At 62.6% G+C, this 25015-nt stretch carries 20 protein-coding genes and 1 riboswitch; of the genes, 8 read left to right on the top strand and 12 right to left on the bottom strand.

Going from position 1 to position 25015, the window contains the following annotated elements; translation table 11 throughout:
- Positions 1–27 precede the first annotated feature (27 nt).
- Positions 28–330, top strand: a complete 303-nt coding sequence (locus tag JSS27_00945) for a hypothetical protein (protein ID MBS0207496.1) — start codon at positions 28–30, stop codon at positions 328–330.
- Here JSS27_00945 and JSS27_00940 read toward each other — a convergent pair.
- The 9 genes from JSS27_00940 to JSS27_00900 form a co-directional block, all read right to left on the bottom strand.
- On the bottom strand, positions 323–1165 hold the full coding sequence (locus JSS27_00940) for a hypothetical protein (GenBank protein MBS0207495.1): 843 nt from the start codon (positions 1163–1165) through the stop codon (positions 323–325). The genes JSS27_00945 and JSS27_00940 overlap by 8 nt on opposite strands.
- Positions 1166–1422: 257 nt before the next feature.
- Complete coding sequence (locus JSS27_00935; protein MBS0207494.1) at positions 1423–2586, bottom strand: transporter; 1164 nt, start codon at positions 2584–2586, stop codon at positions 1423–1425.
- Positions 2587–2757: 171 nt separating this feature from the next.
- Positions 2758–3003 (bottom strand): hypothetical protein, encoded by a 246-nt coding sequence (locus JSS27_00930; protein ID MBS0207493.1) that lies wholly within the window; start codon positions 3001–3003, stop codon positions 2758–2760.
- 59 nt (positions 3004–3062) lie between these two features.
- Positions 3063–3248, bottom strand: coding sequence for a Flp family type IVb pilin (locus tag JSS27_00925; GenBank protein ID MBS0207492.1), 186 nt, complete (start codon positions 3246–3248; stop codon positions 3063–3065).
- Positions 3249–3468: 220 nt separating this feature from the next.
- Positions 3469–3558, bottom strand: a riboswitch (cyclic di-GMP riboswitch).
- Positions 3559–3861: 303 nt separating this feature from the next.
- Positions 3862–5445 carry a hypothetical protein gene (locus JSS27_00920; protein MBS0207491.1) on the bottom strand — a complete coding sequence of 528 codons (1584 nt, stop codon included), beginning with the start codon at positions 5443–5445 and terminating at the stop codon, positions 3862–3864.
- Positions 5446–5460: 15 nt separating this feature from the next.
- Entirely contained in the window at positions 5461–6162 is a 702-nt protein-coding gene (locus JSS27_00915) for a hypothetical protein (protein MBS0207490.1), read from the bottom strand.
- Between the two features lie 374 nt (positions 6163–6536).
- Positions 6537–7910 (bottom strand): FAD-binding oxidoreductase, encoded by a 1374-nt coding sequence (locus tag JSS27_00910; protein ID MBS0207489.1) that lies wholly within the window; start codon positions 7908–7910, stop codon positions 6537–6539.
- 16 nt (positions 7911–7926) lie between these two features.
- Positions 7927–8829, bottom strand: coding sequence for a DMT family transporter (locus tag JSS27_00905; protein MBS0207488.1), 903 nt, complete (start codon positions 8827–8829; stop codon positions 7927–7929).
- A gap of 112 nt (positions 8830–8941) precedes the next feature.
- Positions 8942–11989, bottom strand: a complete 3048-nt coding sequence (locus tag JSS27_00900) for a serine/threonine protein kinase (GenBank protein ID MBS0207487.1) — start codon at positions 11987–11989, stop codon at positions 8942–8944.
- Positions 11990–12533: 544 nt separating this feature from the next.
- Between JSS27_00900 and JSS27_00895 the strand changes: the two genes are divergently transcribed.
- The 4 genes from JSS27_00895 to aroQ all read left to right on the top strand — a co-directional run bounded on the left by JSS27_00895 (position 12534) and on the right by aroQ (position 17221).
- On the top strand, positions 12534–14345 hold the full coding sequence (locus JSS27_00895; GenBank protein ID MBS0207486.1) for an adenylate/guanylate cyclase domain-containing protein: 1812 nt from the start codon (positions 12534–12536) through the stop codon (positions 14343–14345).
- A 97-nt stretch (positions 14346–14442) separates the two neighbouring features.
- Positions 14443–15066 (top strand): carbonic anhydrase, encoded by a 624-nt coding sequence (locus JSS27_00890; protein MBS0207485.1) that lies wholly within the window; start codon positions 14443–14445, stop codon positions 15064–15066.
- Positions 15067–15110: 44 nt separating this feature from the next.
- Positions 15111–16613: a mechanosensitive ion channel gene (locus JSS27_00885; GenBank protein ID MBS0207484.1), complete on the top strand. Its 1503-nt coding sequence runs from the start codon at positions 15111–15113 to the stop codon at positions 16611–16613.
- 14 nt (positions 16614–16627) lie between these two features.
- The gene (gene aroQ, locus JSS27_00880; protein ID MBS0207483.1) at positions 16628–17221 is read left to right on the top strand and encodes a gamma subclass chorismate mutase AroQ; all 594 of its coding nucleotides are present in this window, start codon (positions 16628–16630) and stop codon (positions 17219–17221) included.
- A gap of 33 nt (positions 17222–17254) precedes the next feature.
- On the opposite strand, the gene JSS27_00875 is transcribed toward aroQ, so the two are convergent.
- The 3 genes from JSS27_00875 to JSS27_00865 all read right to left on the bottom strand — a co-directional run bounded on the left by JSS27_00875 (position 17255) and on the right by JSS27_00865 (position 20870).
- Positions 17255–18556 carry an HD domain-containing protein gene (locus JSS27_00875; protein ID MBS0207482.1) on the bottom strand — a complete coding sequence of 434 codons (1302 nt, stop codon included), beginning with the start codon at positions 18554–18556 and terminating at the stop codon, positions 17255–17257.
- A 311-nt stretch (positions 18557–18867) separates the two neighbouring features.
- On the bottom strand, positions 18868–20358 hold the full coding sequence (locus JSS27_00870; protein MBS0207481.1) for a hypothetical protein: 1491 nt from the start codon (positions 20356–20358) through the stop codon (positions 18868–18870).
- Positions 20355–20870 (bottom strand): hypothetical protein, encoded by a 516-nt coding sequence (locus JSS27_00865; GenBank protein ID MBS0207480.1) that lies wholly within the window; start codon positions 20868–20870, stop codon positions 20355–20357. Before JSS27_00865 ends, JSS27_00870 begins: the two co-directional genes overlap by 4 nt.
- Positions 20871–21001: 131 nt before the next feature.
- Here JSS27_00865 and JSS27_00860 point away from each other — a divergent pair, with 131 nt between their 5' ends.
- The 3 genes from JSS27_00860 to JSS27_00850 all read left to right on the top strand — a co-directional run bounded on the left by JSS27_00860 (position 21002) and on the right by JSS27_00850 (position 24969).
- Positions 21002–21889, top strand: a complete 888-nt coding sequence (locus JSS27_00860) for a radical SAM protein (GenBank protein MBS0207479.1) — start codon at positions 21002–21004, stop codon at positions 21887–21889.
- 117 nt (positions 21890–22006) lie between these two features.
- Entirely contained in the window at positions 22007–23116 is a 1110-nt protein-coding gene (locus tag JSS27_00855; protein MBS0207478.1) for an aminopeptidase P family protein, read from the top strand.
- 182 nt (positions 23117–23298) lie between these two features.
- Positions 23299–24969: a tetratricopeptide repeat protein gene (locus JSS27_00850; GenBank protein MBS0207477.1), complete on the top strand. Its 1671-nt coding sequence runs from the start codon at positions 23299–23301 to the stop codon at positions 24967–24969.
- Positions 24970–25015: the final 46 nt, after the last annotated feature.

The raw sequence follows: 25015 nt of genomic DNA, 5'->3' as shown, positions 1-25015 counted from the left end.
CAACTAAAAAAACTTGAAGGGGACACGATGAAGCGCTTCGCATTCGCGCTAACCGCGCTGGTCGTCATTGGTTGCGGCTCGGGAAAAAAGTTTGACGGCCGCAGCAAAGCGGCCGGCGAGAAGTCGACGCAAGCAATGACGGCCGATATGGCGCAGCCCGAGCGGGAGGCGTTCGGCAAAGACGTAATGATTATCGCAACGGGCGGCACGCCAGGCGGTCTAATGAAGATCGGCAAGGAACCTGACGCCATGTTCACGCCGCTGGACGGCATGACGCTGGAACAGATTCGCGCCAAGGCTGCCGAGCTGCGCAGCAGGCAGGCTAAATAAGCGATTCCTGCGCCGGCCGGGCTGACTCGACAATCGACAGGTCGAGATAATGCTTTTCAAAGACTGCTCGCGTGTTGCCTAGCAGTTCATGGCCGCGGCCAGGGTGGCGCAGTTCGTAATCAGTTCCCGTCGACGCGCGCAGCATTCCAATCGAGCCGCGCAAGCCCGCTAGCGCAATCAGCCTGGCGGCTTCGCGGCGCCATATTTCTCCCGACCCCCACAAGGGGAACACAAGTTCCCGACGCGGCGCCGACGCGCAGTCGATCGCGTGCATCGTCGTCGGCGTGAATTGCGCGACGATGCGCTTTCCCGTCTTATGCTGGACGACGACCGCCCGACCGTTCGAAGCGACGCCCGAGAACTTCAGCCGACGAAGATCGACGCCGCGTAGCGCACTATCCCAGGCGCAGAGAATCCAGGCGCGCCAGTAGTCGGCCCGAGCGACGCCCGTCGAATGCTGCCCTTTCAATCCCTGGCAGGCCGGCAAAAGCTGCTGTGTAACCTGCGCCCTGGTCCAAGCTGTTGTAACGCGATCGGCGACGCGACACGGCAGCAGCTTTCGTCGCCGCGGCGGCGCTATCAGTTCGTCGTCGGCGGCCGCATTCCACAACACAAGCAGATTCGTTTTCCGCCCCTTGCGATAGCTGTCGCTGTAATCGGCGGCGCGCAGTTCGGCTAAGTGCGCGTTCAGCGATTCGGCGCAGAGGTCGTCGAGCATGGCAGGCCGGCGCAGCGATTCACTGAACGCGCGCACGGCGACGGCGAGCTGGTGACGGTAGCCGGCCGAGCCTTCGACCCGCTGGCAGTATTCGTCGGCGAAACGCTGCAACTTCATGGTGGCTATCGAACCCCTTGCAAGGGCAACGGTAGTTCATCCATGCCGCACAAGCGGAGCGCATTTGCTGTTTGCGCGTTCGCCGCAATCCATCCCGCCCCGCTCGTTTATTTCAACCGCTACAGGCGGCCGCTCGCTGTTCAATACAGCATCGGTCTACGGAACCGAAGGTTACAGGTTCGAACCCTGTGGGGTGTACTTTCTCTTCGCTCGGACGGTCTCGTCCGAGCCGTCGCAGCCAGTTCAGCCCGCGAGCGCTACCGCTTCTTTTTAATCCCGCCGGTGCGGTACGAAATGCCCGCCCCGGTGAAGTATTCCTGCACGTCGCTCGGGAATCGCCAGCCAATGCGGGCGTCGAGCTGCAGATTGGGTGTGATGTAGTAGTACAGGCCGTAGTTGTGGTAATGGTCGGGCCGGTTGTCGGTCAGACCGCTGTGGAACAGCGCGAACCACTCGACATACATGCCCAGCCGCGGCGCAATCTGAAAGTACGACGAGATCGACTGAAAGCCTTGCACGTTGTACGTGCGCGAGTAACTGATGACCCCCTGCCCCGGATCGCCGAACACCGGGTTGGCCGAGGTCAGCCAGTCGCAGCCGGTGCTGCCACGGATGAACCACCATTTGCGGACTTGCCAGTTGTAGATGTACGTCACGCCCGGCTGCAGCGTGTTAGCCGTGTAAGCCGGCGAGCCGGTCGGCACGTCGGTGCGGAGGATCAGCGTTTGGAGGGGAACCCAGTTGTCCTGGTTCTTGACGATGTACTTGATGCCCAGCGTCGTGTCGGACATCCCTTCGACGTACTGCGATTGGCCCGTCGCGGCGTCCGAGTAACGGGTGTTCGTATAGCCGAGGTCGGTCTTGATGCGCAGCTCAAGCCGATCGCTGACGCCAACACGCAACAGCGACTCGGGCAGCGTGTTCCGCGCGTAGGTCGTGCTGGGGTCGACGTGATAGCGATAGGTCCAGCCGTTTTCCGATTGCACCACGCCGGTGCCGACCACAGTGGCCACGTCCGTAAAGTCGGGGCGGTCGGTGTTGATGATCTTCATCGCGTCCCAATCCTTGTCGACCGGCATGTTGAGGATATTGGGACGATTGGTGTACCAGAACCGGTTCGGGTTCCAGACGTCGGTCGAGTAGATGTGCGGGTACTCTTCGCGCCCGGGCGCCGTCTCGCGGCCAGCGGTCGACCATTCCAGATCGCCCAGCACCGGCTGATCGCTGAAGATACGGCCGGGTTGATTGGCGGGCTGCACCTGCACGCGGCGCGGCAGGGCGCTCGGTTCGCTGAGCGTCGGCACGTCGTCGTCAGCCAGCAAGTCGCCGCGCGACTCAGCGCCCCAGGCAGCCGATGACCACGCAGCGTGCCAGCCGGCGATGACCAGCAGCAGCAACGGAATGCGTCGAAGAGTCATCATGACATGTGCCCTAGGCAGTGCCCCGAGCAACTCAACGGCCACTCGGTGGTATCCTTACCAATGCGATCGCATGCTAGCACTTGCGCGGCCGCGCCGATCACCGCCTAGCGCTCTTTTCGTCGCTGGCGGTGTCGCCGCTCGAAATGTTAACTTTCAACCCTCAGGGCTTCGCTAATCGGCAGCCGGTAACCCGGCGCTGGGGCTTTCGACGGCGACCGTCGGTGCCGGCGTCCCCTGCTGGGACTTGGGCTTGGCGTTGGAGTTGCCGGGCAACACCAGCAGCAAGACGTAACCAATGAACGTAATGATGGCCGAGCCGCCTTTGGGAATCAGAATGTCTCTCGGCGGAATGAATAAAATGTAATTTGCAGCGCGGTGCTGGCACGAGAACCTGGCCGTGCCGGCGGCGGCGCACACCGCCGGTCGGCGGGCCGGTGCGCGAGCGGTTTGCCGAGCCTGGCGTAAAGTGTGGTGTTCTAGCTTGACGCCGATTGCAGTTGCGAGGCCACATTCTGGAACACCGCGTTGGCGTTCGTGCCGACGGTTTGGATCGCCGTCAAACAGACCACGACGATCAAGGCCAGCATCACCGCGTACTCGACGGCGGTGGGGCCGTCCTCCGAACCAAGAAACTTGCGCAGTTGGGCAGCGACACGACTCATGGGTTCATCCTTTCTGGCGCCGCGGGAGCCAGACGACGAACCCGTCGCGCTGGGCCGCAAGGCCAGCAATGTGCGCTCGTCGACGGCCGCGCGAACAATGCTTCTCTAGCCCGGCGCGGGCGGTGGCGATGGCAAGGTTGAAATCAATTGCCTCAACGCACTTCCTCGGATGAAGGGTGGCCGCCCCGCCCCACGCGAGCGACCCATCGAGCTACATCCCTTCGGTAACCAGGCTGCCGTGGCGATGGTTGACCGCCCCGGCCCTATGGCTTTGCGTCCCGGCCTTGCGACCGGTTTGCCCTTGTCGGAGGACGTAGAGGCAGCGGGCCAGAGTCTCCTCAAGAGAAGAAGGTGATCGGGAACAACGGCCGAGAGGCGGCAAGGGCCGGAACCGGCCAGAGAACGACGTAGAAAAGATGAGCGAACTAAAGATAATGTCGCGGCGAGCTCGTCAACTTCGCCATTGAAACCCTAGTTCAGAATCATCCTGGTGGCAAAACGAGCAGCGCGATTTGTAATCTGCCGGCGCAGTCCATGACAAAACAAAGCCACCTCGCCCCCCGTGAGGGGCGAGGTGGCGGGAATGGCACAGTTCGTCTTGGTGCGCCGCTTGCTATTGCTGTGCGACCAAATCGGTCGGCGGGGCTTCCTGTCGCACCAACTGCCACGCGGTGGCGCTCTTGGCGACCGGGTCATAGACATTGACCAGCGACGTCGACTGGCTCAGGTTGGGCACCGAGCTTTCAAACTGCAGCGAATCATCTCCCTCGGGGGCGAAAGCCAATCGCAGCGTCGACATGTCGATCGAGCCGTTGACTTGCTCTGCTTGGTCCGACGCGATCTCGATGATCGTGCCGCGGAGGATGCCGTAGCGCGTCGAGGCCAACTGTAACATGTACACCACGTCTTCGCTGTCGGGTGGAATCAGTCCGTAGACGCCCAACGGCTGCCACTTCTCATCATCCGTCAGCGAAATGTTCTGGCCGTTTTCAACCAGCGGTTGGACATCGGCCAATCCTTCGACATAAGAATTGCCAACGACGGTCGTCCCCACGTAATAGGGAACCGGGTCGACGTAGGTGCCCGAGTTGTACCAGCCGGCGCCGACCCACGAAGCCAAGCCAACGGCGCCAACCGTCCCCCAAACAAACCAGGGATTGTAGTTCCCCCACCAGTTATGGCAGCCATGCGATCCCCACCAGCTTCCGGTGCAAGGGGCACAGCCGCGATTCTTGCAATACGTGCCCGTGCAACCGGTCATTCGATCGAGAAGTTGCGCCCGGGTATGGCCATGCCACGTTCCGACGGTGGATGGGTGCCCGGTTCGGTTGCCGGCCATGGTAAGGCTGCCGGTTCCGCTGTGATTGACCGTGGTTGGCGTCCGGTGCTGGCCACCGGCGCCGGCATGCGAACCGGTGAAGGTGTGGTGGTGAGTGCCATTGGCCACCAGGCCGGCGTTGTTCCCGCCGTGCAGCCCAAAGCTATTGTGCGAACCGGTGGTGGTGTGCGATCCCGTACCGGTGTGGCTGGTGCCATGCATGCTACCCACGTGCGAGTTTGAATTGTTCATACCTGGCAGCCCCGTGTTCGAGTGCGAGCTTGTCGCGGTATGACTGCTGCCGTGCAGACCAGTGCTCGAGTGTGAACCGGTGCCAGTATGACTTGTGCTGCCAAGCCCGGGATTATGAGTGCCAGTGGCACTCCCATGCAGTCCGGACACATGCGAAGCAGAGTTCAAACCTGAGTTGCCAAAAGTCCCCGTGTGCGAGAATTGATTAGTACCTGAGCTGCCAGTAACCGGCGTATGGTGCAATCCGCTGACGCTGGTTCCCGAGTTCGAGTGCCCCGTATTCATTGACGACGAGGAAAAGCCATTGGACGAGGGGTGAAAGCCGCTGCCGCTCGAGCTGTGCAGACTGCTGGTCGAGTGCGACGTGTAATTGTGGTTGGAATACGACGGCGAGCTGACGCGAGATGCGCCGCCGCTCGACAGATGCGACGAGTTGCCCGAGTATGCGGGGCGCGACGACATGCCGCCGGTATGAACGGCCCCACCGCCTCCGCCATGATAGCCACCGCCACCTCCACCGCCGCCGCGCGAGCTGCCCCCCGTCTTAGCGCCAAAGGCGGCGACGGGCATCAGGTTGAACAAGGTCAGGTAAATGGCCAGGATCGATATGAAAGGACGAAGTCTCATGATGAGCTCACGTGGTTAGCGGTTTTTTTCGTAGCTGACGACTTCCAGGAACCCGACCAGTTTGCGGTCGATGTGCGAGCGTTGCAGAGCAGCCGGATCGACCGAGAAAAACTGATAGTTCTGGTGCAGTTCCAACGTCCCGTCGCCGTGGCGGCGCAGCGAGATGGTCTCGTCCTCGCTGATCGGCTCGCCACCCGGCGCTTCGTGGTACACGGCGTCCGAGAAATCGAGCACGGCGGTGTGCGGATCGCTCGAATGTTCGACGAACACGGCCGAGACCGCCCCGGTTGGATCGCCTTGCGAATCCTTGACGTGCCGCGCAAAGCCCACGAGGTGGCCGGTGTGCTTCTGCTCGGCCAGCTCAACGCGCCGCACCAGCGTGCGCGAGACGCTGCGTTCCTGGTTGTCGGCCGGCGTCGACGGCTTGTGGCTGTCGCTTGATGGAATGACGCGGTGCGTGCGGGTGCTCTTGGTGGTGATGTCGAACGTCAGCCCGCGCTCGGTCAGGCGCACGTTGGAAAAAGTGGTCACCTGTTCCAACTGCATTTCCCGGTTCTCTTGCCGAACGATTACGTCGCCGTGCGTGATAAAGGCCCTGTCCTGCAAGTGCGTGCGTAAGAAGTCGGCAAGTCTGGCGCGCTCGGAACGGGGCTCGTCGGCCCAACCTGATTGTGCGGCCAGCCAAAGCGCGGCCGCCGTGAAAATTAACCTTCGCATAGAGTCTCCTTGCTGTCGGACGCCAAAGGAAATCGCGCAAAACGCCTGGAATTCGTGCGATCGCGCTCGGGTAGCGCGGCTGCGATGTGGCACGTCAAGACCGCCAGCAGGAGTGAACGGCAACGAACGAAAACCTGGCGACGAGCGTTGGCTCGTCAAAGAACATGCCGCTCGGAGATCGGTGAAAAGCTGCCCGTGATTTGCCCTGCCTGAAGCTGCCCTGCCATTGCTGCCCGCAACGAGGCTCAACTCTAAAAGTGTTTGCTGGGCAATGCAAGAAAAAATCGGCCAGGTTGCGCAGCGTCACGAACGGTCGGACATCAAGCGTTAGTCCGGCCGTTCGGAATCGTTTGGCGCCGAACTGGTAATGCCACTCAAACGATTCCCACGCGCCGCGCTTGCGAAGAGCTGAACCGTTGATGAGGGTCAACTTGCCGCTTGATCGCTTGGAACTCGGCCAACCGTGGGTACATGGCCCGGAACGTCGCGGCGTCGGTCAGCGCGTCCTTGGCCAGGTACAAGCGACCGCCGTGACGGAGCAAGATGCGATCGAGTTCGCGCGTCAGTTGTCGTAAATCGTTGCCAGTATCGGCCAAATCGAGGGCCAGCGTATGGCCAGGGTACATATACGACAGCGGCCCCGGCGACGCCGGACCCGATCGTTTGAGCACGGCTAGGAATGGTGCGCGACCCGTGTGGGCAAGCTTTCCGAGTAGCTCGCTTAGCCCCTGGCGGGACGTCTCGGGCGGGAACAGCGCCTGGTATTGGACAAACCCGCGGCGGCCATAGGCACGATTCCAGTGTCGCACGCGATCGAGCGGATAGAAGAACGAGGCATAGGGTGCGACGATATGACGCGGTCGATGTCGCAAATAGTAGAGCGCATTGAACGCACGAACCGTCCAGCGATTGAGCGCCAGCGCAGGCAGATTCCACGGCAAATCAAACTCGCGGCGCGGCGACCAGGCATGCGGCTCGTGCCGAAACCGGCCGGGCAAATCGCCGATCGCCGCATCGTTGGCCAGCATGACGACCGAGCGCCCAAGTTTGCCGCCCCTGGCAAGGCAATCGACCCAAGCGACTGAATAGGCGTAATCGTTGTTCGTCGCATCGAAAAGGGTAAGCGTCTGGTCCAAGTCGGCCGTTCGCTCGTAGCGAACCTGGCAGAACGCGCTCGGCACGCGCTGCATCCGCAGGCTGGCGCTGACGATTACTCCCGTGAGCCCCATCCCCCCCAACGTGGCCCAGAACAGCTCGGCATGTCGCTCGGGCGAGCAGTCGAGCACCTCGCCGCTGGCGATTTGCAGTTGTAGGCCCGCCACGAAATGCGCGATTGACCCGACGCGATGATGGTTTTTGCCATGCACGTCGGCGGCCAGCGCGCCGCCGACGGTGACGAATCGTGTACCCGGCGTGACGGGCAGGAACCAGCCGCGCGGCAACAGTCCGCCGATGATCGTGTCGAACGAAATCGCTCCGTCACAATGCAGCAGGCCTTGCGACTCGTCGAACTCGAACATTCGCGGCAGCGCCAGCAAGTCGAGCACGCCGGCATCGCGGTTCAGCGCGCTGTCGCCATAGGCGCGTCCCAAGCCACGTGGCACGTAGCTGGCGCATGCTCCCGAGCGGATTGCCGTGGACAGCGCCTCGCCCGAAGCGGGCGAGACCACGCGGCAGGTCTCGACCGGCGAGCGGCCCCAGCCGCCGAGAACTTGCCAATGATGATCGAGTTGCGTCTGGTCGGCCATCGCTATCGACGGTCCATTAAATAATGCCGCACAGCAAGCCGAAGACCGATAATGCCAGGGCGGCAAAGTATCGGCTCATATCGACCGGTTCCGAGTGTCGAGCCCAACGGGGGCTGCGCTGTTGCAAGGCACGTTCGCCGACGGCGACCCAAACCGCCTGTGAAGTGCCAAAGGCGTTGACCAGGCTGACCGATCCCAGGCTGATGGCGTATTTTGTCAGAAAATCGGCCAGAGCGTCAAAGCCGTAACTGATTGCCAGCAGCCCGAGCACGCCCAGACGCAAGTCGGGTAGCTCGAACTTCAATTGTCGAAACGTGAGCGAGAATACCACCAAGGAAACCAGCGTGGCCCCCAACGCCATGAACATGATGATCGTGGAAAATCGGGCGTAATACCCCAGCAGCTTTTGTCCGACGGCGACCGTGGCCGAGAACATGCAGCCGGGCACGATCAGCCCCATGGCGCGCCCGAACGATCGCCACTGGTCCCCCAGCAACAAGGGAATCGTGCTGGCTACCATCGCCACGATGCCGATCCATTGCCAGCGGTTCAACTCTTCGTCAACCAACAGAACTGCCAGGCAGACGACGAACAACGGCTTGAAGTTGCACAGCAGGATCACCAGCGATGGGCTGCTGACCCTAATGGCATGAAAGTAGAGCCAATAGAAAACCAGTTGCAGCGCGCCCAGTCCCATCGCCGCCGCGGCAATCTGCCATCCCGGCCAGTGCAGCCCCGTGGCGGCCAGTGCGAGCCAGCCTGGAATCGCCAGAATCAGCCCGGTGGGCAACAACATGGCCAACGGCGAAAGATAGTCTCGATCCATCAACGATCGATCGGCCAGGTTGGTGCTCGCCCACAACAGGGGCGCCAGCAGCGCGGGAACCACCCACCAAAGCGAATCTTGCGCCAAATCCATTCATGCCTTTCGCGAGATCAAGCCGTGTTTGCCGTGAAGAACCTAGCAAATCGCCGGTGGCCCCGGAACGTCGATTTTCACATGGCGGCGATCAGCGTCGCGGGTTGCGGCGCTAGTTCGCCGCGGCGCTGCTGCTTTTGATGTAATTGACCAGATCGTTGAAGCTGGCGGAGCTGCGCAGCATTTTGAACGCGCGATCGCGAGCCAGCAGGTCGAGATCAGCGAACCGCTGCCGGCTGGCGCGCTGCAACAACAAGGCGGCTTCCTTGAGCAATGTTTCCGAGTCGGCGCTCAGCTCCGCGCGCATGGCTTTGGCCTGGGCCAATAAATACAGCTCTTCCCCTTCGCCGGCGCTGCGCTTGGTTGAGTTCGACGCTGAGTTTTGTGTAAGGTCCGCTTCGGCCGTTGCCAGGTGCTTGCGGGCCTGTTCAAGGTGGGCGTCGACATTGCCGGCCGGGGTGTCGGGCTGGTCCTTGGCCAGCGCCAAGTCGCACTTAGCCAGGTTGATCGCCGATCGAGCGCGGCCGCGGCGAAAGTCAGGCACTTCGGCGTCCCCTTGCACCAGTCGGTTGTAGATCTCGAACGCCTTGCGCGAGGCGTCGAGCCCTTCGGTCAGGTCGCCCGTGTCGATGCACAACGAGCCGTACATGGCATAGGTGTAGCCCAGGTCGTCGCCGTACCAGCGGTTGGCCGGCTTTTGCTCGCGCAGCGTCAATTGCAATGCGATGGCCTTCTGAAAGTGTTCCTTGGCCAGGGCGAAATTTTGGACGGCCTCCTGGTCCTGGCGATGTGACCGGCAATGCAGGAAGGCCATGTTGCGTTCCGCGCGCGCCAGTTGGAACTTGGCCTCGAGATCGTCCTTGTTTCGCTCCACCACGTCGGCGCGGAGCAGCTTGGAATCGAGATAGGCTTGCTGCGCCTTGTTCCACTGGTTGGCGTCGAGGTAGTAGTCGCCGATGTAGCCCCAACTGGCCGCCAACGCCAGCACGTTTTCGCGGCTGTCTCGGTTCAGGTTGTAAAGTTGTTGTCGGAGCTTTCGGCCATTTTCATAGGCTTCGATAATCCGCTGCTGGGTCGTGCTTTGCTCGGTGTTCGAGAGCACGATGCCCAGATTGTGCCAGGCCTCGGCCAGCAGGGACTTGAGCGACAAATCGCTGGGACGCTCATCACTCAGCCGCTTCAACTCATCGCGGGCTTTGGTCAATTGTTCTTCCGCCTGGGAGTATTCTCCCAGTTCATACATCACGTTCCCTTGCTGGATGGCGATGTTCGCCAGGTCACGCTTGCGGGCCGCGTCGTCCGGGGCCGCTCGCAACATTCGCTCGTAAACTTTCTGCGCCTTGGCGTAATAGTCAAACGCCTCGTTCTTGGTTTCCGTGGCGCGGGCGATCTTGGCCATTCGCATCTGGGCGTCGGCATATTCTTGCAACAGCGTCGAGTCGTCTCCGACCAGCCCGGCGTGGTGCTTGTAGTATTCCAACAGCGTGATGCGAATCGATTGCAACGAGGGCTCGTCAAGCAGCTCGTCGGTGCTGACGTTGTCGAAGACGCGGTTCACCGTTTTCATGGCGATTTCCGCTTCGTCGCGCACGGCCTGGGCGTGCGTCCGCTGGTTCCACATCAGTCCGCCCGAAATGGCGACCGCCGCCAGCAGCATCGTGGTCGCCAAGGCAACGCCGCGGTGCCGGCGCACCTTGCGCCCGGCGCGGACCCAAAATGACTCGGGAAGTGCCAAGATCGGCTCATCAGCCAGCCAGTGTTCCACGTCGTCGGCCAGCGCCTCGGCCGAGGTGTAGCGGTCTTCGGGGGCCTGGGCCATCGCCTTCAGGACAATCGCTTCCAGCGCCGTCGAGACCGCGCGGTTCAGTTCGCGAGGGCGCTTAAAGTGGCCGCGGCGCACATCCTCGATCATCCGCTCGACAGAATCACGCCCATCGAAGGGGGACTTGCCGACCAGCAGGGTAAATAGCACCGCCCCCAGGCTATAGATGTCCGTCGCCGGGCCCAGCTTGTCGTTCCGTCCTTGGGCTTGTTCGGGGCTCATGTACTGCGGAGTGCCGACGACGTTTCCCAACCGGGTATGGCCCGAGCTGGAGCTTCCCGTCATGGTCACGATGCGCGAATGGGAATGCCGCGTGGGTTCGGCCTGGTCCAGCCGTTTGGCCAGCCCCCAATCGACGACCAGGGTTTCACCAAAGTCCCCCAGCATGATGTTGCTGGGCTTGAGATCGCGATGGATAATCCCCTGGCTGTGGGCATATTCCACGGCTTCGCAGACCGTGATGAACCGGCTGAGCAGCTTACGCAGCTCGAGACCTCGGCTCCCTTCGCTGCGGCCTTGCGATTCATTGGCTTCGTGAAACCGTTCAATGGCCTCTTGTAACGTCTGACCTTCGATAAACCGCATGGCGTAATAAGGCCGGCCATCCGGATACTGACCCAGGCTATAGACCGGCACGATCGCCGGGTGTTCGAGACTGCCGGTGATCTCCGCCTCGTTGACGAATCGTTCCCGGCTTGACAGCTCGTCGGCGTGGACGGGCTTGATTTGCTTGAGCGCCACTTCGCGGCGCAACTCTTCATCGACCGCTAGGTAGACCTCGGCCAACCCACCGGAACGATGCAGGCGGACGATGTGATAGCGGTCGGGGCTTCCCTGTGGCTCGGCCTCGCCGATCATTCGCGTGGCCAGGGCGTCGTTCGGGTCGGGCGCCGGTTCGGCTTGATAATTCTGAGTAGCCTGGTCGCGCTGGGACAATGGCGCCACGTGCTGGGGGGCCGCGCCGGCGCGAAGCGAAGGTTCCGGCTGCGGCGCATCGAACGTGGCGCGTGCGGCTCGCGAGACGTGCGGCGCGGGAATAGGCGGCGCCGGCAGCGGCAAACCATTCGCGGCGGGCTCAAGGGTGGCTGGCCCGTCACCAAGTTCCGGAATCGCGTTCTTGGCGTGGGGCGACTCCGTCACCTTGCCAACCAGCCGTTCGAGCGCCTGGCGGTCGGGTGCCTGCAATCGCTTCTGCTCGACAAGAATCTCGCCCAGCGATCGGCTTTTGTTCAAGGTCCAGACGTGCGCGGCGGCGATCAGCTCGTCGCGCGTGATCAGCTCGAGCTGCAGCGCGAGCACGCCGAACAGTAGATTGCGATCCGAGAAACTACCGGCCATCGTTCGCCCCCAGCGTCGGCGCTGACCGACGTGGAGAGCGCAGCGAGGCTGACATTCTTGCCCTGCGTTTGGCGCAGCGGCAATGAGCCATCACGCGCGGATGGCGGTTGCCGAGTCCTCGTTCGCCGTGCCCGATCGTTCACGTCAGCAGGCCTGCCCTTGACCTTGGCCAGTATAGTCAGCCGGGACGGGGAAAACATCCGTTTCCGCGGGGGGTAACGCTCACTTCCCCAAGGCGACGATCTGTCGCGGCCGATGCCATCGTCAAGTCGATTCAGGAGTTTCCTTCACGAGTTGATTGTTTGACTTCGCATGCAGGACAGCTATGTTGATTGCCGTACCGCGCGTGCCGCGACCGACTGGCTTTGGTCGCCGCCGACCGCGGAGGGCATCTTGGTTGGGCAGCTCGTCAACCAGTCGCGCTAGCGTTCCAGAAGGGCCGCTTGCTTAGCGTCGTGGTGCTCGAAGCGCAGATTGACGGTGTCTCAAGTCTGGGTTCGAGTTCGGAGAAGTTCCGATGCCGGGGTTGCAGTTGAAGGTGTACATGCACCAACGACTTGTCTACTCGGACACGCTTGACCAGGCGCTCGAAGCCGGCCGTCAGCGCAGCGTTGACGAGCCGATGTTTCAGAAGCTGGTGGGCTCGGCTTCGGGGGCCGGTTGCGAACGGTTGAACGTGGCGCCTCTTTCCAATCTGGAAATGCCGCGCAAGCTGATCCGCTTCCTTCCCGGCCCGCAGGGACAACTCCAGGTCATCAATCCGCACGACAGCGCGCAATTGAAGATCGACACGTCGACGACGCTGGCGCCCAACGGGGCGTGCAACGCGCCGCTGCCGTTCCTGTTCTCAAAGGGCGAATTGACCATTCGCGTCGAGGCCGGCGAAGCGACGCCGGCGTTTGAAAGCCTGGGACAACAGACGCTCGCCCCGGGGAGTTGGGGACAGCACCGGGCGGCCCCGCTGGTCTCGCAGCTTGCTTCGCCGGCGACGATTCAGGTCACATCGACCGATGACGTGCTGGCCTGGTTCCAGACCATTTCCTTGGTGCTGGAGCAAGCGACCAGTTCGAGCGAGTTCTTCAACGCGGCGGCCTTGGCCCTGGTTGATCTGATCAAGCTCGATGCCGGCGCGGTCGTCCTGTTCGACGAAGGACGGACCAGTGTGGCCGCCAAGCACCTCAGCCCGCTGTTGGGGGAAGGCATTGATGAATGGCGCCCCAGTCAACAGATTTTGACCGCCGTGCGGCAAAAGAAGGAAACCATCTGGCAACTGCCGGCCGCGGGGAACAACTATGGCAGCATCGACCAGTTGCAGGCGCTGGTCGCCTCGCCGATTTTGAATCGCAGCGGAGAAGTGATCGGCGCCTTGTACGGGGACCGCAAGCGCTCGACCGTCGGCAGATCCATTGCGATCAACAAGCTCGAAGCGCAACTGGTTGAGATGTTGGCCCGCGGTGTCGCGGCCGGCGTCGCGCGGCTGAAAGAGGAACGCACCGCCCTGGCGGCCCAGGTACAGTTTGAACAGTTTTTCGGCGCTGAGCTGGCCCGGTCGCTGAACGAAGATCCCCACTTGCTGTCTGGCCGCGATGCGGAAGTGACGGTGCTGTTCTGCGACATTCGCGGCTTCAGTCGCATCAGCGAGCGGCTGGGGCCGGTCAAGACCTTTGAATGGATTGGCGAGACGATGCAGGTGTTGTCCGACTGCATCGTGCGCCATCACGGCGTGCTAGTCGACTACATCGGTGACGAGTTGCTGGCCATGTGGGGCGCGCCCAAGCCCGAGCGCGATCATGCCGCGCTGGCTAGTGCCGCGGCCAAGGACATGATCCGTTCGTTGCCCGAGCTTTCCGCGCGCTGGCAGGCGGTATTGCAAGAACCGATCCGAGTGGGGGTCGGCGTCAACACCGGCACGGCCCGGGTCGGCAACACCGGCTCGCTGAGCAAATTCAAATACGGCCCGCTGGGGCCGATGGTCAATTTGGCCAGTCGGGTGCAAGGGATGAACAAGTACCTGCGCACCGAACTGCTGGTCACCGCGGAGACGCGCCGCCTGTTGCCGGCGGACGTCCCGTCGCGGCGATTGTGCTCGGTGCAGGTGGTGAACATTTCGCAACCTGTCGAGTTGTTCGAGCTGCCAAGCGAGCCGACCGAGAGTTGGCACAGCCTGAAGTCGCGCTACGAACAAGCGCTGCAGATGTTCGAGGAACGTCGCTATCGCGCGGCGGCTCGATTGCTGGCCGAGATCATGGACGAGCTGCCGGACGACGGGCCGACGATGCTGCTGTTGGGACGCTGCGTCGAAGCGCTCACGTCCAACGAGCCCTGTCCCTCGTATTGGGTGCCGCCGGGAAAGTAACGTCCCCGCCATCCTTTCGACGAGCCAAAGTTTTGAATTACATTCACGCCGCCGAGTCGCTGGGCAACATGACAACTTTTTTATCTTGGAGGGCACTATGTCATTGGAAGAATTCCTCGCGCGTAACGAACAATGGGCTACCGAGCAGTTGGCCCGGGACAAAGACTTCTTCGCGCGACACGCCGAGGGGCAGAAGCCACGGCTGTTGTGGATCGGCTGCTCGGACTCGCGCGTCCCAGCCGAGCAATTGTTGAAGTGCGGCCCGGGCGAGCTGTTCATCCATCGCAACGTAGCCAACGTCGTGGCCTACAACGACATCAACATCGCGGCGGTCATCGAGTACGCCGTCGACGCGCTGCACATCGAGGACGTCGTTATCTGTGGACATTACAAATGTGGCGGCGTGGCGGCGGCGTGCGCCGACAATATCCGCACCGGCTATATCGGCGATTGGCTGATGATCATCTCCTGGGCCAAGAAGTGGGTCGACCAGCGCCTGGGCCTGCGCAAGCAAGAACTGAACCAGGATGAGTACCTGCGTCTGGTCGTCGAGGAAAACGTGCGACTCCAGGTCAAGCATCTCAGCCACCTGAGCGTGATTCGCTCGGCCTGGATCAAGAGCGCCAAGGTGCCGCGTTTGCACGGCTGGGTCTATGACATCGCCACGGGGCGCGTCCGCGTGCTGGTCGACGGCGTGACCGGCGAAAACCCGTTGCAATAGCGAGGTTCCGCTGGTGATTTGCCTACTGATTTGCGAGGTCCGCGATGGACGATAGTATGTTCGCGTTGCTCGAAAGCCGCGGCTGGCCGATTGCCGTGGCCCTGTTGGCCGCCAACGCGGTGCTGCTGCCGGCTCGCGATCGCAAGCGGCTCTTGTTGCCAGGAGTTGTCCTGCTATTGGCGACACTGTGCTTGACGCCGTGGCATGTCCAGGCCTTGGCCGGGCTGCGAACCGCCGCGCTGCAGTATGTTGTCTTGTGCTTGTTGTTGTATTGTCTCTGCCGGCTCGGCTTCTTGTTGCTGGTCTCGGCGCGGCCGCAACGGGCCCTGTTTGCCAGCACGCCGAAGATCATTCTTGATCTTTGTCAGGCGATCATTTTGGCCACAGGATTCTTCTTTGCTTTGCACCTGATGGGGGTCGAGGCGTCGTCGCTCGTCACCGGCTCGGCCATGCTGACGGTGGTCATCGGCTTGATGACCAAGGACATGCTGGCCAATGTTTTCTCCGGGCTGGCGATCCAGGCGGAACGGCCCTTCGGCATTGGCGACTGGATTCAATACGACGCCGAGAAGTCGCACATGGGCAAGGTGCTGGAGATCAACTGGCGCGCGACCAAGCTGCTCACCTTGGACCAGGCTGCCATCACGGTCCCCAACGGCCTATTGGCCCAGACGGCCATCGTGGTTTATACGCGGCCGACCCCCATCTCGCGCCGGTCGATCTATTTCGCCGCGCCTTACCACGTGGCTCCGCAAGAGGTGCATCGCATTGTCATGGAAGCCATCGCCGACATGCCGATGATCGTCAAGACGCCGGTGCCCAACATCGTGACCTTCGATTTCAGCGAACGCGGCATTCAATACTGGCTGCGGATCTTTACCACCGAGTTGGACATTCGCGACCGGGTCGATGGCGAGGCGCGCGACCGCATTTGGTACGCCTTCCAGCGTCACGGCATCACCATGCCGCGCTTGCAGCACAGCGTCCGGCTCGATCATGTCGACACGCGCCAGCCCACGCATCATCGTTCGCGCCGCCTGCGGGCTTGTGTGCGGGCGCTGCAGTCGGTCGACTTCTTCCGCCAACTACCTCAGCCGGCCCTGGGGCAATTGGCCTCGCGCGTGCGTCGCAAACTGTACGCCGCCGGCGAGCTATTGATGCGGGAAGGAGAAACGGGCAGCGAATTGTTCATCGTGAAGGCCGGCCAACTCGCCATCGTCAAGAAGACACCCGCCGGCGAGACGATCGAAATCGATCGTGTCTCGTCCCCCGGGTTTGTGGGGGAGATGTCGCTGCTCACCGGCGCGCCGCGCTCGGCTTCGGTCAAGGCGATCCAGCCGACCCGGTGCTATGTCGTCGACAAGGAAGCGCTGTCGCGGGTGTTGAACGAGTCGCCTGAATTGGCCGCGGCCATCAGCGAAGTGATCGCCCAGCGACATCAGCACCAGGCCGATACGATGGTGGCGGCTTCGGCAGCGGCCAGTAACGGCGAGCCAGGCGATTTGCTCGACCGCATTCGCGACTTCTTCCGCTTGAGGCTCCTTTGAACGAGGTTTTTTCATTGCGGCGCAAGCTGGCTCGCTACGGCGTGCTCCTGGCGATTGCCGTCATGGGGCTGGGCTGTGCTCCGGCCGCGCCCCCTGAGACCGAGGCGACGCTCGACGCGCCGCTGCCAGCGCACGCCGAGCGAGATGTTGACGCGCTGTTGGTCGTCTTGCGCGATCGTTTACGATTGATGCATGACGTGGCCGAGTTCAAACGCCGCGCCGAGCTACCAGTGACCGACACGGCGCGCGAGCGGCAAGTGCTCGACCAGACCGCCGAGGCGGGGCGCTGGCGCGGCCTCGATGCGGACTGGACCGTGGCCGTCGTCCGCGCCCAGATCGATGCCGGCAAGCTGATTCAAGAGCGTGATCTCAGCCGACCTTCAGTTATCTTGCCCCAGCCAGTTCAAGCCCCCGACTTAGCCACGACCATCCGGCCCCAGATTGACGCCTTGGGCGAACGATTGCTCGATGCCTTGTTGCCGGTTCAGCGCTGGCGCGACGACCACCGCTGGCGTCAGTTGTTGCGCGAACGTGCCCCCCAAGTGCTGGAAGGGGACGGCATCGACGACGAAGTGCGCCGCATTGCGATCAAGCCGCTGATCGAATAACGACTTGTGAAGGTGCTGAACGGTTAAAGCCTGCTACGTGGCTTCGTTCAGCGACTGCATGGCCCGGACGATCTTGATGTCCTGCTCGGCGGTCAGATCGATGATATCGCGCTGGACCGCGCGACCGTCCTTGCGGCAGACTTCGACCACGGGCCGGTCATACGTCTTGCCATTGCTGCGAATCACCTGGCCGGCGCGGCCGTCGCTTAACAACACGAACGATCCTAGCGGAAACAATGATACGGTGTGTAACAGGGCCCGGACCACGGCTGGGTCGAACAACCCCTGCCTCGTGTCACGCAGCAGTCGCTCGATGGCGAAGTATGGCATCAGGCCGGGGCGATGTGGCCGCGACGACACCAAGGCGATGTACACGTCGGAGACGGCGGCGATCTTGGCCAGTTGGTGAATCGAATCGGCGGTGCGCGCCCGTGGGTACCCGCTGCCGTCGCAGCGCTCGTGCAATTGATAGGCCACGGCGCGCGTTCCGGTGGACAGCGCGCCCATGTGGGGGCTCAAGATGTCGAGCGTGTAGATCGGGTGTTTCAGGATCGGCAGGAACTCATCATGTTCCAGTACCCTGGGGCGGGCGTACAGCGCGTCTTCCAGCTTCAGCATCCCGACATCGTGAATCAGGCAGCCTAGACCAAGATCGACCAGCGTTTGCCCGTCGAAGCCCATGTGGGCCGCAATGCTCATGGCCAGCATGCCCGAGTGCAAGCTGTGCCGTGGCAGGGCGTCGGTGCCCGGGCGATTCAGCCCGAGCGTGACGAACAGATCGATGTCATCAGCCGCACGGGTCAAGGCGTCTTCGGCCAGGATCGGCAGCTTGTTCAGTTCCGGCGACTTGCACAGCGAGATTCGCTTGAACATATCCTCGACGGCCGCGGCGGTGGCGTCGATTTGTTGGACCATCACGTGGGCCAGCCGAGCATCAAAGGGTTCGGCGCCGCGCGACTGGTTCGAGTTCTTGAGGAACGCCTCGCCTTGGAGTTCGTGAATCAACCCCGCGCCTGAGGTGATCTCGGCGTCGAACTCGCGCGAATCGGAAGTCTGAAAAGGGCAGACCAGGCGTTTGCGAGTTGGCAACGCCTCTTGGGCCGTCCCCTTCGGCACATAGCGACTCAGGCTCAACGTCGAGTCAGCCACTGGCGGCTTGGCCGCCGGCCGGGCATTGCGCAGCACGTGGACGGGCGCCGTCGCGTCGAACACCGCTGACATTGTGGAGCCGCACTCGGCACAGGTCCAATCGCCGGCCTGCTCGTCGTGCCGCGCCAGGCGGAGCGGCAGCACGGTTGTACAGACCGCGCAGCGCAACAGCGTATTGCAAGGCACTGCGAGTGTCGCGATGGCCGTCATGCCGTGACCGGTTTGCGGGGGCCAGAGGGTGGTGGAAAGCCACAAAGACTACTTCCAACTGAAGCATAGCCCGAAAACCTGGGCCGGGTCGTCACCCCCCTGGCTCGAAAGTATTGGGAGGGACATGGGGCCTTTTCCCGCCAGTATGTCGCCCGTGTCCCAATCGCGTGATGCACGGTCTGTTGCCAAAGGGCATCATGCCTGCTGGGACGTCCACGGATTCACCCCAGTTGGGGCTGATCGTGAGGGATGCGCCGGCAGCGGTTGTGCCAGGGGAAACTGAAGGTTCAACCGGCGCGCCGATAGAATGGGCCTGTGCCCGCTGCATGTCCCTGGGGCTGCGCTCGGTCAAAGTCTGGCCGAAGCGATGGGATGTATTTCCCTTGCTCGAGCAAATGTTCCGGCGCGGCTAGCCAGCAGGCCGCTGCCCAGATCGCGATCGGGAACAACTGACTAATCAACCGATCGACCGAGGTATTGACGTGCCATTGCAAATCATTGGGCGTCGTGATCAGCACCAGGGCAAAGCCCGCCGACATTAATGCCAAGACGGCCACTGCCAGCATCGCCGCAGGTCGCAACGAGCGGTCCTTGCTCGGTCCCAGCGCCATTGCGGCCAGCGGCAACAACACCACGGCGGCCTTCAGAACCGTAGCGGTGATCCGCCCCGCCCCGCCCAGCACGACACTCCATCGCGATAGATCAGTCAGCCGCTGCCACGTATCGCTCAGGTTTTGTCCCGCGACCAGATCGTTGTCGACCTGGACTGATAATTTATAGAGCGCGACCAGCAGTAAGACGGCGATGCCTCCGGCGAGCCAAGCCCTCGTATTCTCGAAGGCGCCGCGCCAGCCTGCGTACCAGGCGCTGCTGATGACGATCGTTAGCCCGGCGACGGCGACGAACATGATTCCTTCGTTCTTGGTCCAAGCCGCCAACGCCGCCAACAAACCGCTCAGTGCGTACCCTGCCACGCGCGGAGCCGTTTTGGTGGCCGCCAGCCCCGCGGCGATGACGGCCGCGGCAAAGTAAAACTGCAGCGCGGTTTCGGCATATTGCGTGACCGCGAGCTGAGCGATGCGCACGTCGGCCAACAATGCCAATAGCGCCAAATGCCCCATCGAGCGCGTCGTCACCAAGGCAACGCCACCGTAAATCACAGCACACAGCGCGCCCATGAACAACGATTGCACCAGCCACGGTCCCCAGCGGGTTTCGCCTCCGTATGCCCATAGCCGCGCCGAGCAAGCCGGCGCCAAGAGCGGATAATCGGCGTGGGGCGCTTCGGCCGTGAGGAACGACTGCCACGCATCCCCGCCCCGATGCAACACCCGCGCGCGGTGATTCCAAATGCACCAAGCGTCGCTCGATCCCATCGGCTCGTCCCGGTAGCCCAACACCAGCGCGGCCGCGGTAAGCAACAAGGTCGCCCAACTTGCCCATGGGAGCCAGCGCAGGATGCCGGATACCGGCGCAACTGATTCAACGTGAACTGGTAGTGCGCCCCGTTGATTGGCCAGGTGCCGCTGCCGGGCGAACAATCCTACAACGAGCAGCGCGATCGACTCACAAGCCAGGTAACGCCAATCGGGCGCACCCACCGCGACGCGCCAGAGTAAATAGCTACAAGCCGTCAGGCCCAAACCCAACCCAAGTGCCAAGCCAAGCACCAGTGGAAGCCGGCCGGACTTTCCATTCGTAATGACCAGGCCAGCGCCGACGACGTGATACATCGCCCAAGTCGGCAGCGCGATGGCGAGGAATAGTGCCGTAATCATCGTCCCACCCGCGCCGCGCGCAATCGATTCCACTCGTCAACCTGCGTGGCGCGCGCCTGGCTGGCGTGAACGCCCAACTCCGTGCGGTACAACTTCATTCCAGCGCCGCCTTGGGCCACGAGCAACCAGCTTCCAGTGCGCGCTTGGGCTGGTTCCACTTGCGGATCGTCCGCGTCGAACAGAATCAATTCCTGCTCGGCGGCCGGCTCGACCCGGCACGGCAGCAAGTCATAGCCGATCAGCGACTGGCGATAGGCGTTGACCAACTCGTCGGTCGTAGGATCGGGCTGGGCGAGGTAGCCAATCGTGCCGTCGGTCGGCAGATGGGCACGTAGCGGATCAAGCCGCGCGGTAAACGCCGCATAGCGACTGGTGTAACCCTCGCGGTGGTGTCTGAGGCCGCGTTCGGCATAGCGCGCGCTGCTGAGCCCCGCCGCCGCGACCAGGGCCACGGCGAGCGCCACGCGCACGCGCGGCTTGAGCAACGATTTGAGCGAGAATCTGGCGATCATGGCCGTCCCTTGTACGGCCCCATCGGTTTCCGGACAACGCCAGTTAAGTCGCCCGGTTGCTAGCTGCCCTGCCCGGCCGGTTGTGTGTATAAATAGGTAGGAAATCGTCGCCTTTCAGAACTTCCATCTCAATGCCGCTCCCCACGAACCAGACCGATGCCCTCCCCTTGTTTTCGGCCCATCCGCGCCGATTCGAGGCCAACCGGTTTGTCTACCCGGTCCTCAGTCGCCGGTCGGGGGGCGTGTCGATCGGGATCAACCTGAACCCGGACAAAGTTTGCAACTTCGACTGCATCTACTGTCAGGTAAACCGGGTCGAAAAGGGAGAGACCGACTTCGTTGACCTGCCGGCGCTGTTGGCCGAGTTGGACGAAATGCTTGATCTCGTGACGAGCGGTGCCTTGTTCGCCGAGGGGAAATGGGCCGCCACGCCGGCGCCGTTGCGGCGCTTGAACGACATCGCTTTCAGCGGCGACGGCGAGCCGACCACGCACCGCAACTTTGACGAGGTGGTCGCCGCCGTGGCCGAGCGGAAGCGCACACGCGGCCTCGATCAGGTGAAACTAGTGCTGATTACCAACGCCAGTATGTTTCATCGGCCGGCCGTCCAGCGTGGCCTGGCGATCCTGGACGCGAACCAAGGTGAAATCTGGGCCAAGCTCGACGCCGGCACCGAGTCCTATTACCGACAGATCGAGCGGACGAGCATTCCGTTCCAGCAAATCTTGGATAACATCACCGCTGCGGCCCGGGTGCGGCCGCTGGTGATTCAAGCCCTGTTCATGCGGATCGACGGGCATGGTCCGTCGGCCGCCGAGCAGCAGGCGTTCTGCGATCGCTTGAACGAGGTCATCGCGGCCGGCGGCAAGCTGAGCCTGGTTCAGGTCTACACCGTGGCCCGACCGCCGGCCGAGCGCAACGTCTCGTCCTTGAGCGATGCCGAGGTCGACGAGTTGTCGGCCCTGGTGAGGCGGCAAACCGGGCTGCCCGTAGCCGCCTTTTATGGGCGAAGCGAATAAGAAGCCCCAATGACCAAGTTCCAATGACCAATTCGCGAATGGAATGGTCATTCGGGAACATTCCTCGTCCTTGGTCATTGAGATTTAGACATTGGTCATTATCTCGGAGTTGATCGAATGAGCGAATACGACATCTCGATTCCCTTCAGCCGCGGGCGGCAGCAGCGCTTGTTGGCGGTGATGCAGGAGCTGAAGCTCGACTTGGTGATCGTCAACCGGATCGAGCATGTGCAATACCTGGCCGGGCCGCGGTTCGCCTGGACGTTCGAGCCGGCGGTCGCCCTGTGGGCCGACGGACATTGCACGCTGGTCGCGCCGAACCAGGCGCCGGCGGTCGCGGCGGCCGACGAGGTGGTGACCTATGCCGCCCAGTGGCATTCGACGCTGCGAAACGACCAGCGGCACGCCTCGAGCCAGGCCTTGCTGGCGGCCTTGGCCCAGAAGCCCAAGCCCCGCCGCGTGGGCGTCGAATTCTCGGTCTGCGGGCCCCACATTACTCAGGAACTGTCGGCCGAACTGGTCGATATCGAACCAGCACTGTTCAAACTACGGCGGAAAAAGGATCCCGACGAGCTGGCTCGGATCAAGAAAGCCATCGCCGGCACGGGGGCCATGTACGCCGCCGCTCGCGAGATGATCGAGCCGGGCGTCTCGGAACTTGACGTGTTCAACACCCTGCAAGGGGTCGCCGTCCGCGAGTTTGGCGAGATGCTGACCGGCACCGGCAACGACTATGCCTGTGGCGTGCCGGGCGGCGCGCCCCGGCCCCGCGCGGCCCGGGACGGCGAGCTATACATTCTGGACCTGGGGCCGGCGTTTCGGGGCTACTTTGCCGACAATTGCCGGGCCTTTGCCGTTAATCGCCGACCGACCGACGACCAGCACCAGGCCTGGGAGCGGATCGCCGAGGTGTTCACCATCGTCCAGCGGTTCGTCAAGCCGGGGGCCTCGTGCCGGCAGCTTTTTGAGTTGGTCAACGAGCACTTGGTCGGCAGCCATTTGGGCAAGTTCGAACATCACTTGGGGCACGGCATCGGGCTGTTCCCGCACGAAGCGCCCCACCTGAACCCGCACTGGGACGACACGTTCGAGGTCGGCGAAGTGTTCACGGCCGAGCCGGGCTTGTATGGGCCGACGCTACACGGCGGGATTCGGCTGGAAAATGACTACCTGGTCACACCGACCGGCGTGGAACTGCTGAGCGACTTCCCGCTGAAGCTGGCTTAGACCACGGGTGGCTGCCAAGGCGTCACTTCCCGCGTGCGGCCGAATCGCCAGCTAGCAAAATCTGGCAACTGCGAGGAAAACTCGCATAGCTCCATTTCCGGGGGCGGCGCATAATGGTCCACGCTGAGCGCCCGCCAGGATGGCGGCTGCGCTGCCGGTTCAACCCAGAAAGGATTGTCGCCATGAGGTTTGGCGTAGTTTGTTTCGCGGCCCTGATTTTGGTGGCGCCGCTAGCGTTTGCCGCTCCCAAGAAGGGTGAGGACACGGGCGAAGCGCGGGGGCAAGCCGACCTCGACGCCGCGGTGTCGGCGAAGTTGTCGATTGAATCGCTCGACGATTTGAACAACGTCATCGAGTTGATCGAACGTGCGATCGACCTGGGGCTGAACGAAGAGAACAACGAGTTCGCGCGCTACCTGCTGGCTTCGTCGCTGTATCAACGCGCCCAGGCTATCACCTCGGCCATCTTTGCTCCCGAGCAGCCCGACCCGCGCTGGCCGCAGTTGCGCGAGGCCGCCCGTCGCGACGCGCGCAAGTCACTGGAGAACGATCCCGAGCAAGCGCCGACGCACTTGCTGCTGGTGCGGCTGAACAGCCTGCCCGGCGGCGATCGCGCCGAACTGAAGCGCTCGTTGGAGCGGGCTTTGGAGTTGGGCAAAGACGAGCCCGAGATGCACTACGAAGTGCTGATGATCCGCTCGAACACGCGCGAGACGCCGGAGCAGCGAATCGAAGACCTGACCGCCGCACACAAGGTCAAGCCGACCGAGCCGGCGCCGTTGCGTACGCGCGGGGCGATCTATCTGGCGGAAGACAAGTTCGACGAGGCGCTGGCCGACTTTGACAAGGCGATTGAATTGGAGCCAGGCGACGCCGCCACGCACGAAGTGCGCGGCGTGACGTTGGCCATGCTCAAGCGAATGGACGAAGCTCGCGTGGAGTTCGACAAGGCCACGGAGTTGGCCCCCAAGTCGATTGCCGCCTGGCTGCAAAAAGCGCAAATGGAGTTCATGGCCGAGGACTACCAGGCCGTCGCCCAATCGGTGGCCAAGGTGCTGAAGTTGGACGAAGACAATGCCACGGCGCTGCTACTGCGGGCCCAGTCACTGGCGCATTTGAAGCAGTACGAAGGCGCGCTGGCCGACGTGCGCCGTGTCTTGAAACTGCAACCCAAGCATGTGCCGTCGCTGAAAATCCTAGCCACGACGCTGACCCTGAGCGGCCAGCCCGAGGAAGCGATCGCCGAAATCAAGCAGGCGGTCGAGAACGAGCCGCGGGAGTTGGAGTTGCAAATGCAGTTGGCGGTGCTCTATCGGCAGCAGCATCGTTACGGCGAAGCGGTGAAGGTGCTCGACGCCGCGATTGCCATCGACCCTCAGCAGTGGCTGTTGCGCTATGTCCGCGGCGATACGCTGTTGGGTATGGGGCGTCACCGCGACGCGGTCGCCGACTATAACGAGGCCGTCAAGCAGGCCCCGCGCGAGAGCGGCTTGCTAAACAACCTGGCCTGGGTGCTGTCCACTTCACCCGACGACAAGGTCCGCGATGGCAAGCGGGCCATCGAGTTAGCCAAGATCGCCTGCGAAGTGACCGACTACAAGCAATCGAATCTGCTCAGCACCCTGGGAGCCGCGTACGCCGAGGCCGGCGATATCGGAGAGGCGAAGAAGTGGTCGAAGAAGGCCATGGACGAAGCCACCGATGACGCCACGCGCGAGAACCTGAAAAAGGAAATCGCCAACTACGAACGGGGCCAGCCGGTTCGCGAAGAGCTGCACGACGACGCCGAAGCTGTGGCCGAGAAGCCCGTAGCCAGTTCGGGTGATGCAACCAGCGGCAAGCCGCGCCGGTAAGTCCGGCGTACGAGTACTTTGCTCGCAACAAAAAACGCCCACGTGA

This window comes from Planctomycetota bacterium, from assembly GCA_018242585.1.
Lineage (GTDB): Bacteria > Planctomycetota > Planctomycetia > Pirellulales > PNKZ01 > JAFEBQ01.
The sequence above is the reverse complement of the archived record's forward strand: the minus strand, read 5'-3'. Positions and strand labels throughout refer to the sequence as shown.